Source organism: Anaerotruncus sp. AF02-27 (assembly GCF_003465835.1).
Taxonomy (GTDB): Bacteria; Bacillota; Clostridia; order Oscillospirales; family Ruminococcaceae; genus Anaerotruncus; species Anaerotruncus rubiinfantis.
Genome location: NZ_QSBX01000004.1, coordinates 137790 through 145932, shown reverse-complemented (window position 1 = coordinate 145932; position 8143 = coordinate 137790). Strand labels below are relative to the sequence as shown.

General features: G+C 58.4%; 5 protein-coding genes. 2 read left to right on the top strand and 3 right to left on the bottom strand.

The window, feature by feature from the left end; genetic code table 11:
* Nucleotides 1-307: 307 nt before the first annotated feature.
* Together DWV16_RS05625 and DWV16_RS05620 are read right to left on the bottom strand one after the other, a co-directional pair.
* Nucleotides 308-1018, bottom strand: coding sequence for a tRNA 2-thiocytidine biosynthesis TtcA family protein (locus tag DWV16_RS05625; RefSeq protein WP_066452737.1), 711 nt, complete (start codon nt 1016-1018; stop codon nt 308-310).
* A gap of 3 nt (nt 1019-1021) precedes the next feature.
* Nucleotides 1022-2368, bottom strand: a complete 1347-nt coding sequence (locus DWV16_RS05620; RefSeq protein WP_118478109.1) for a hemolysin family protein — start codon at nt 2366-2368, stop codon at nt 1022-1024.
* A 281-nt stretch (nt 2369-2649) separates the two neighbouring features.
* On the opposite strand from DWV16_RS05620, the gene nifJ reads away from it, so the two are divergent.
* Nucleotides 2650-6192, top strand: coding sequence for a pyruvate:ferredoxin (flavodoxin) oxidoreductase (gene nifJ, locus DWV16_RS05615; RefSeq protein WP_066452742.1), 3543 nt, complete (start codon nt 2650-2652; stop codon nt 6190-6192).
* 122 nt (nt 6193-6314) lie between these two features.
* Complete coding sequence (locus DWV16_RS05610; protein ID WP_187116754.1) at nt 6315-7004, top strand: ABC transporter ATP-binding protein; 690 nt, start codon at nt 6315-6317, stop codon at nt 7002-7004.
* 67 nt (nt 7005-7071) lie between these two features.
* On the opposite strand, the gene DWV16_RS05605 is transcribed toward DWV16_RS05610, so the two are convergent.
* Nucleotides 7072-8112 (bottom strand): LacI family DNA-binding transcriptional regulator, encoded by a 1041-nt coding sequence (locus DWV16_RS05605; RefSeq protein WP_066452744.1) that lies wholly within the window; start codon nt 8110-8112, stop codon nt 7072-7074.
* Between the last annotated feature and the right edge of the window lie 31 nt (nt 8113-8143).

Here is an 8143-nt window from a genome sequence, read left to right as displayed (position 1 = left end):
TTTGAACGCGAAGCGTTCTTTCGATCCGTTTGTCCGCTTTGCGCACAGCGCGCGGCCGCAACGGTTGCGGCCGCCCGTCCCGCGCGTCATTGCGAAGCGCGCGCGGCGCACTTCGTCTTGCCTGAGCAGATTGCGCGCGATCTTTGCCGTAGGCAACGAAATCGCGCGCAGGGGGTCGCGGGGGACTCCCCGCGTGTCTTCTTTCGTCCATTTCTTGGACAGGCAAGAAATGGACCCCGGGCGCTCGGAGGGCGCAATATCCCAGGCGCGCAAAGAGCGCAAATCGTGCGCGCGGCGAAACGCGCAATTACCATCCGCTCACATGCCCGCGGCGGATCGCTCCGTATATACGTTTTGTAATACCTGGATGAGTTTTCTCCATTTGGGATAAAAATTCCTTAGTCCATTGCCGCTCGGTGCAGCCGTCCACCGGACATTTGCTCTTGACCACCGGGAGCCCGGCTCGGTTGACCGCGTTGCGGATTTCCCGCTCCGGCGCAAAAATCAGCGGACGGATCATGGTGATATCCTTGCGGGAAAGGTAGGTCACCGGCGAAAAACAGCCGACCCGGCCTTCGTTGAAAAGATTCATTAAAAAGGTTTCGACCGCGTCGTCGAAATGATGCCCGAGCGCGAGCTTCTGACAGGAGAGTTCCTTGACCGTGTCATGCAGCACGCCGCGGCGCATCCGGGCGCACAGGCTGCATGGGTTCGACTCCTGCCGCTGGTCAAAAATGATCTGTCCAATCTGGGTGCGTTTGATCACATACTCCACGCCAAGGGAATCGCAAAGCGCCTGGATAGGCGAATAATCGGTGTTCACACCGTCGAAATTGTTGTCGAGGGTGATGGCCTTGAGGGTAAAATCGATGCCGATAAACCGGCGCACGCCAGCCAGCGCCGCCAGGAGCGCGACCGAATCCTTGCCGCCGGAAACGCCGACGGCAACTGCGTCACCGTCGGCGATCATCTGATATTCTGTTATGGCGCGCCGGACATATCCCATGATTTGCTGCATAAACTACTTTTGCTCCTTTTCCTTCGCGGAGGATTCCTCCTGCGCGGGGATGCGTTCGGCGCGGATGCGCGCAATGCGCCGGTCTTCGACCAGCAGGACGGTGAACTGTACGCCGCCGATGGTGACCGATGGATGTTCATCCGGGGCGGGAATGCGTTCGAGCTGTTCGGTGAGCAGGCCGCCGATCGTATCATATTCGGATTCTTCCTCTTCGAGCGTCGTGTCAAAGAGGCGTTCCACCTCGTCAATGCCTACGGTCCCGTCGATCGAATAGCAGCCTTCTGAAAGCTTGGAGATTTCCTCCTCCTCGTCGTCGTATTCGTCCTGGATGTTGCCGACGATCGATTCGAGCAGATCCTCCATCGAAACGATGCCCGCTGTGCCGCCGTATTCATCCACCGCGACGGCGACCTGTACCTTCTGCTGTTTGAACTGGGTGAACAGATTGACGCAATCCATGTTTTCCGGGACAAAATAGGCGGAACGCATATACTTCTGCACGTCGAAGCCGGTGTCGTGCTTGCCGATGAGACAGAGCAGGTCCTTGACGTAAACAATGCCGATGATGTCGTCGATGTCGTCATCATAGACCGGGATGCGCGAATAGCCGGTGTCGATCGCGATGGCGGAAAGCTCGTCAAGCGTAACCGTCTTTGGTACGGCGACCATATCGGTGCGGTGGGTCATCACCTCCGAAATGCTGCGGTCGTCGAACTCGAAAATGTTATTGATCATATCCTTTTCACTCTGTTCGATCGCGCCCTTTTCCTTGCCGACGTCGACCATCAGGCGGATTTCCTCCTCGGTGACCTCGTCCGGCTCCTCCTCGGCGCGCACGCCGAACAGGGCGGCAAGCCCCGAAGCGATCGCGCTGTTGAGCGCGACAAAGGGACGCATCAGCAGCGCGGCGGCGCGGCAGAAGCCTGCCAGCGCGAACGCGACAGGCTGTGGATAGCGGCAGGCGATGCGGTAGGGCAGCAGCAGACAGAGGACATTGAGCGTGAAGATGACCAGGATACAGCCTGCGGCGGTCGCGGGATAGAAAAAGCCTGGCCCGCCCTTTGCGGCCAGGGCAAAAATGAACGGCATGGCAAGATAGAAAAACGCAAGCACGCTGCTGACAACGGTACAGGAAAAACCGGCGAGCTTGAGCCCTTCGAGGAAGGCGGCGGGCTTTTCAAGCAGCTTCGAGATGAAGGTGGCCTTGCGATCACCGGAAGCAGCCAGCTTTTTGATGCTCGAGTCCTTCAGCACAGTGAGCGCGGTGCGTCCGGCGGTGAGCAGGGCGTTGGCCAGCACAAGCAACAGGACTGCAATCAAAAAAGTTGTCGTATTACCGTCAGGGTCCATGAAATAATTCCTCCAAAAAATATGGTCGCATCCGCATAAATACAAGGATGATCGATATAAATATAATCATTTTTCGGGCTGCTGTCAATTTTTCGAGAAAATTCCACATAAGTTCAGGGAAAAGTCATAAACTATACGGATTTTTTATGTGGAGACTTATTTACAACCACCGCTAAAGATGGTAAAATCTATAAAGATAGGCTCCACAGGGGATTTTCCTTTTTGGAGGACCTCATTTGTACTCTTTATCAGTACCACTAATTTCTTAGGAGGAAGATAAAATGGCAAGAAAAATGAAAACCATGGATGGCAATAATGCCGCCGCTTACGCCTCATACGCGTTTACGGATCTGGCTGCCATCTACCCGATTACCCCTTCGTCGGTAATGGCGGAAGTCACCGATGAATGGTCGACCCAGGGCCAGAAGAACATCTTCGGCCAGACGGTCAAGGTAGTCGAGATGCAGTCCGAGGCGGGCGCCGCGGGCACCGTCCACGGCTCGCTGGCAGCCGGCGCGCTGACCACCACCTACACCGCTTCCCAGGGCCTGCTGCTGATGATCCCGAATATGTACAAAATGGCCGGTGAGCTGCTGCCGGGTGTCATCGACGTTTCCGCCCGCTGCGTCGCTTCCCACGCGCTGAACATCTTCGGCGACCATTCCGACGTCTATGCCTGCCGCCAGACCGGCTTCGCAATGCTCTGCGAAAGCAGCGTGCAGGAGGTTATGGACCTGACCGCCGTCGCGCATATGTCCGCGATCAAAGGCCGCGTCCCGTTTGTCAATTTCTTTGATGGCTTCCGCACCTCCCACGAGCTGCAGAAGATCGAAGTCTGGGATTATAAAGATCTCGACGAGATGGTTGATCACGACGCGATCGACGCTTTCCGCAAACGCGCTCTGAATCCGGAGCATCCCGTCCTGCGCGGCTCCGCTCAGAACCCTGACATCTTCTTCCAGGCCCGCGAGGCTTGCAACCCCTACTATCTGGCGCTGCCGGCGATCGTCGAGGAGTACATGGACAAGGTCAATGCCAAGATCGGCACCAACTACGGCCTGTTCAACTACTACGGCGCCCCGGATGCGGAGCATGTCATCATCGCAATGGGTTCGGTCTGCGAGACCATCGATGAGACGGTCGACTTCCTGAATAAGAACGGCCAGAAGGTCGGTCTCATCAAAGTCCGCCTGTATCGTCCGTTTGTCAATGAGAAACTGGTTGCCGCCATCCCGGATTCGGTCAAGACCATCTCGGTTCTCGACCGCACCAAGGAGCCCGGCTCCAACGGCGAGCCGCTCTATCTCGATGTTGTCGCGGCCATCAAGGACACCAAGTTCGAAAAGGTTCCGGTTCTGCGCGGCCGTTACGGCCTCGGCTCCAAGGACACCACTCCGGACCAGATCATCGCCGTCTACGACAATGCCGCCGCAATGGGAAAAATGCAGTTCACCATCGGCATTGAGGACGATGTGACCGGTTATTCGCTCGAAGCCAAGAAGAACCCGAACACCGCTCCGGAAGGCACCACCGCCTGCAAATTCTGGGGTCTCGGTTCGGACGGCACCGTCGGCGCGAACAAAAACTCGATCAAGATCATCGGTGACCACACCGACATGTATGCGCAGGCTTACTTTGCATACGACTCGAAGAAATCCGGCGGCGTCACCGTTTCGCACCTGCGTTTCGGCCACACCCCGATCCATTCGACCTACCTCATCAACAAAGCGAACTTTGTCGCCTGCCACAACCCCTCCTATATCGACAAGTACGACATGGTTGAAGACCTGGTAGACGGCGGCACCTTCCTGCTCAACTGCCCGTGGAGCGGCGATGAGCTCGAGCAGCATATCCCCGGCAAGGTGAAGAAATTCATCGCCGACCACAATATCCAGTTCTACACCATCGATGGTATCGACATCGGCCGCAAGCTGGGACTCGGCACCCGCATCAACACCGTTCTGCAGTCCGCGTTCTTCAAGCTCGCGAAGATCATCCCCGAGGCGGATGCGATCCAGTATATGAAAGACGCGGCCACCAAGTCCTACGGACGCAAGGGTGAAAAGATCGTCAAGATGAACCATGACGCGATCGACGAAGGCGCGAAAGCCGTTGTCAAGGTCGAAGTCCCGGCCTCCTGGAAGAACGCCACCGACGACAGCACCGTTGCGGTTGCCACCGGCGACCGCAAGGACCTGGTTGATTTCGTCAACGACATCCTCATCCCGGCGAACGCACAGCGCGGCGACAAGCTGCCGGTCTCCGTCTTCAAGGGCCGCGAGGACGGCACCTTCCCGCAGGGCTCCGCTGCTTACGAGAAACGCGGCATCGCCGTCGATGTCCCGTCCTGGCAGCCTGAAAACTGCATCCAGTGCAACTTCTGCTCTTATGTCTGCCCGCACGCTGTTATCCGCCCGGCGGTCATGACTGCCGAAGAAGCTGCCAAGGCTCCGGCCGGCACCAAGATGGTCGACATGACCGGTATGCCGGGCTATAAGTTCGCGATGACCGTTTCGGTTCTCGACTGCACCGGCTGCGGCTCCTGCGCGAACGTCTGCCCGGGCAAGAAGGGCGCCAAGGCGCTTGTTATGGAAAAACTCGACACCCAGCTCGCGCAGCAGGAAGTGTTCGCCTATGGACACGCGCTGCCGGTGAAGCCGGAAGTTGCCGAGAAGTTCAAAGAGACCACCGTCAAGGGCAGCCAGTTCAAACAGCCGCTGCTTGAATTCTCCGGCGCCTGCGCGGGCTGCGGCGAGACCCCTTACGCGAAGCTCGCAACCCAGCTGTTCGGTGACAGAATGTATATCGCGAACGCGACCGGATGCTCCTCCATCTGGGGCGGTTCCGCTCCGTCCACCCCGTACACCGTCAACAAGGACGGCCACGGCCCCGCTTGGGCGAACAGCCTCTTCGAGGACAACGCCGAGTATGGTTACGGCATGTATCTGGCTCAGGCCACGCTGCGCCAGCGCCTGATCGGCAAGGTCCTGGAGCTGTCCAAGGATGCTCCGGCAGACGTGAAAGCCGCTTGCGAAGCGTATCTGTCCACCGTCAACGACGGCGCGGCCAATGCCATTGCAACCAAGAACCTGATCGCAGCGCTCGAAGCCTGCGGCTGTGACGCCGGCAAGGAGATCCTCAAGGATAAAGAGTTCCTTGCGAAGAAGTCCAACTGGGTCCTCGGCGGCGACGGCTGGGCGTTCGATATCGGCTTCGGCGGACTCGACCATGTGATCGCTTCCGGCGAGGACGTCAACATCCTCTGCTTCAACACCGAGGTTTACTCCAACACGGGCGGCCAGTCCTCCAAGGCGACTCCGACCGGTGCGATCGCGCAGTTCGCGGCGGCCGGCAAAGAGGTCAAACAGAAGGATCTCGCCGCGATCGCCATGAGCTACGGTTACGTCTACGTCGCGCAGGTTGCGATGGGCGCTGACTACAACCAGTGCCTCAAGGCCTTCATCGAGGCGGAGAGCTATCACGGCCCGTCCCTGATCATCGCGTACGCGCCCTGCATCAACCACGGCATCCGCGGCGGTATGACCATCGCGCAGACCGAGATGAAACGTGCTGTTGAGGCTGGATACTGGCACAACTTCCGCTTTGATCCGCGCAACGTGGAAGCGGGCAAGAATCCGTTCATGCTCGACTCCAAGGCGCCGACCGCGGACTACAAGTCCTTCATCGAGAACGAGGTCCGCTACTCCTCGCTCCAGCGCCAGAATCCGGAGCGTGCGCAGGATCTGTTCGAGAGAGCGAGCAAATCCGCTGCCGACAAGTATGCGCATCTGGTCCGTCTCTCCAAGCTTTACGACGTCGAATAAGCAAAAGCGTATTTCTCCGCCCGCGGCAGTCGCCGCGGGCGGATTTCTTTTTTTCGGCCGTTTCCCGCCGCATATTTGAAGGCGCGCGCCGCACAATAAAAATGGAAAAACGATGGGGAGGGATGGCGGTGCCGCTTTTGGATATCCGTGGGATGCAGAAGGTCTATAACGCCGGGGAAAATGAGGTGCGTGCGCTGCGCGGGATCACGCTGTGCATCGAGCCGGGGGAATTTGTTGCGATCGTGGGACAGTCGGGTTCCGGGAAATCGACCCTGATGAACATGCTGGGCTGTCTCGATCTGCCGGACGCGGGGGAATATTACCTCGATGGGGAAAATGTCGCGCAGATCCCGGAGGAAACGCTTGCGCAGATCCGTAACCGGCGGATCGGGTTTATCTTCCAGGGGTTTAACCTGATCCCAAGCCTGAGCGCACTTGAAAATGTTGAACTGCCGCTTATCTACCGGGGGATCCCGCGCCGTGAACGCGGGACGCTCGCGGCCGCGGCGCTCGAACGGGTGGGCGTGGGCAACCGGATGTATCACCGGCCGGCGCAGCTCTCGGGAGGCCAGCAGCAGCGGGTTGCCATTGCGCGTGCGATCGCCGCCCGCCCGCCGATCATTCTGGCGGACGAGCCGACCGGGAACCTCGACCGTGCGTCGGGCGAGGAGGTCATGAAGATCCTGCACGAACTGCACGCGGAAGGCCGGACAGTGATTCTGATCACCCACGACAACGAGATCGCGCGCAGTGCGCAGCGGCTGGTGCGGATCATAGATGGGGACGTGGTGGAGGACCGGCGGCTGTGCTGAACTAAAAATCAGAAAGAAAACGGGCCGTGCCCCTGCGAAGAGCAGGGCACGGCCCGTTTTTGGCGGCTCAGTAGAGCGCGCGTACCGAAGCGCGCTCCACAATGGAGGGCCGCAGATTAATGGCGGCGTTTTCCACACGTTTTCCGCTGATCTTGTCCATGAGGATTTTTGCGGTCAGCCGTCCGATTTCATAGGCGGGCTGGTTGATGGTGGTGAGCGGCGGATAGAAAAAGGAGCTCTGCTCGAGGTTATCAAAGCCGACCACAGAGATGTCCTCCGGCACCTGGAGATCCTGCCTGCGGAATTCGTCAATGAGGCCAAAGGCGGTCATATCGTTCAGGGTAAAGACCGCGGTTGGGCGTTTTTCGAGCTGCAGAATCCGTCCGGCAAAATATTTGCCGTTTTCAAAGTCGTACATCCCGTCGTCCCGTTCCTTTTCCGCTTCGGAGAGGATGATGTATTCCTGCCGCTGCGGCACCGAAAATTCCTCCAGCCCAAACAGATAGCCGTTGAGCGCCTCCTGGCGGACCGAGCGGTTGATCGGCGGGGAAGCGAAGGCAATCCGGCGGTGCCCCTTGAGGTAGAGGTGCTCGACCGCGAGCTTGGCAGCTTCAAAGTAATCGAACTTCACATAGCTCACATCCAGCTCGCGCAGCGATTGGTCAAACACCACAAGCGGGATATCCTGCTGCAGGAGGCTGGAGAGAAATACGTGATTCTCGTTGATGGAGGAGAGGATGATGCCTGAGACCGATTTGGAAAGGAAAAACTTGAGATTTTCAATCTCCTTTTCCGGGTCCCGGTGAGAGCTGCAGAAGAAGGGGGTGTAGCCATGCTCCTCGCAGACATTTTCCACCCCTACCAGCAGCTGGGAGTAGAAGGGGTTGGTCAGGGTGGGGATGAGCACGCCGATATCCTTTCCAACACGGCTTTTCGCGGGTTTGCGCACGGAGGGGGAAACATAGCCGAGTTCCCGCGCGCAGAGCAGGATTCTTTCACGCACATCAGCCTTCACGGGATAATTGCTTCCGCTGAGCACGCGCGATACGGTCGCCAGCGAACAGCCCGCCCGCTGCGCGACCTGTGCGATCGTTGCTTTTTGGGTCATTGAAAAACCTTCCTATCTTCTGATAAAGTAC